Annotated in this window: 2 protein-coding genes; both read left to right on the forward strand. The window is 59.7% G+C overall.

Features of this window, described 5'->3' with window-relative positions:
• Positions 1-816: ubiquinol oxidase subunit II (gene cyoA, locus AC5E6N_RS20445; protein ID WP_491749544.1), on the forward strand; the 816-nt coding region annotated here is incomplete at its 5' end.
• A gap of 12 nt (positions 817-828) precedes the next feature.
• Positions 829-2,276, forward strand: a 1,448-nt coding sequence (locus AC5E6N_RS20450) for a cbb3-type cytochrome c oxidase subunit I (protein WP_491749545.1), incomplete at its 3' end; no start/stop codon positions are given.

Consider the following 2,276-nt stretch of genomic DNA (forward strand, 5'->3'; position numbering starts at 1 on the left):
TGCGGCCTCGACACCGCCCCGATCCTCCATCCAAAGGGGCCGATTGCCCTCGCCGAGCGCGATCTCATATTCACCGCGATCTATGTGATGATGATCGTCGTGATCCCGGTATTCGTACTCGCCTTTCTTTTCGTCTGGCGCTACCGGGCGTCCGGCGGCAAGGGCAAATACACTCCGGACTGGTCCTATTCCGGCAAGATCGACGCCCTCATCTGGCTGGTCCCGGCGCTGATCGTGGCGACACTCGGCTACCTGTTATGGACAACCACGCATAAGCTCGACCCCTACAAGGAACTCGCCTCCTCCGAGCAGGCCATCGAGGTCCATGCCATCGCGCAGGACTGGAAATGGCTGTTTCTCTACCCGGAATACGGCATCGCCACGGTCAACGAACTGGCGTTTCCGAACGAACGCCCGCTGGCACTGAAGATCACCTCCGATACCGTCATGAATTCCTTCATGATCCCGGCCCTCGGCGGACAGATCTACGCGATGGCCGGCATGACGACACGGCTCCATCTGATCGCTGACGAGCCCGGGCAATTCACCGGCCGCAACACGATGTACAGCGGCAACGGTTTCGCGGACCAGCACTTCCAGGCCCATGCGATGACCAATTCGGATTTCGATGCCTGGGTTCAAAAGGTGCGTTCCGGCGGGAAATCGCTCGATGCGGCGGCCTACACGGTTCTCGCCGAACCGAGCATCGCGCACGGCGTTGAATATTACGCGCGGTACACCCCCAATCTTTTTGACACCATCCTGGCGAAATACGCGTCGCGGCCGGCGCATAAATCGCAGATGACCGATCACTAGAGTGAGGACAGGATGCTTGGACGACTGACGATCGATGCCTTTCCGTTCTACAGCTGGGTGGCGATGGCCGGTGCCGGCGTGACCGTCCTCGGCGGGCTGATCGTCATCGGCCTGCTGACCTATTTCAAGGCATGGCGCTATTTCTGGACGGAATGGATGACCAGCGTCGATCACAAGAAGATCGGCATCATGTATATCGTCCTGGCGCTCGTCATGCTGCTGCGCGGCTTCATTGACGCCATCATGATGCGGGCGCAGCAGGCCTTCGCCCTCAACTCGGAAGGCTACCTGCCGCCCGATCACTTCGAACAGATCTTCAGCTCGCACGGCACGATCATGGTGTTTTTCATGGCCATGCCGTTCCTGACGGGCCTCTTCAATATCGTCGCCCCGCAGCAGATCGGAGCGCGCGACGTCGCCTTCCCGTTCATGAACTCCGTCAGCTTCTGGCTGACGGCGGCGGGCGCGGGTCTGGTTCTCGTCTCGCTCGTTGTGGGCAAGTTCTCGGAAGCCGGATGGACCGGCTATCCGCCGTTTTCCGGCATTGAATACAGCCCCGGCGTCGGCGTTGACTACTGGCTCTGGGCGCTGATCGTCAGCGGGGTCGGAAGCACGCTCACCGGCATTAATTTCGTTGTCACCATCCTGAAGAAACGGGCGCCCGGCATGACGCTGATGCGCATGCCGATGTTCTCCTGGACCACGCTTGTGGTCAGCGTGCTGATGGCCTTCGCGTTTCCGGCGCTGACCGTCGTCGCGATCCAGCTTGGCCTCGACCGCTATCTCGAATTCCACTTCTTCACCAATGGCGATGGCGGCAACATGATGAATTTCGCCAATCTGCTGTGGATATGGGGACACCCCGAGGTCTACATTCTCATCCTGCCGGCGTTCGGCGTCTATTCCGAAGTCGTCGCGACCTTCTCCGGCAAACGCCTTTTCGGTTACGATTCGCTGGTCTACGCCACCGGCTGCATCGGTATCCTGTCCTTCACGGTCTGGCTGCACCACTTCTTCACCATGGGCTCCAGCGCCAATGTGAATGCGTTTTTCGGGATCGCGACCATGGTGATAGCCGTGCCGACCGGTGTGAAGGTGTTCGACTGGCTGTTCACCATGTATCGGGGGCGGATCGTGTTCCATCCGTCCATGTACTGGACAATCGGCTTTATCGTGACCTTTGTCATCGGCGGCGTCAGCGGTGTGCTTCTTGCCCTGCCGCCCGCCGACTACCTGATGCACAACTCGACATTCCTTGTCGCCCATTTCCACAACATGCTGATACCCGGCGCGCTGTTCGGCTATCTCGCGGGCATGAACTACTGGTTCCCAAAGGCTTTCGGCTTCAAGCTCGACGAGACCTGGGGTATCCGGGCCTTCTGGTTCTGGATCGTCGGCTTCTACCTGGCCTTCATGCCGCTTTACGTACTCGGCTTCATGGGCATGGTCCGGCGCATGGA

The sequence above is a fragment of the Hoeflea sp. genome (assembly GCF_984452065.1).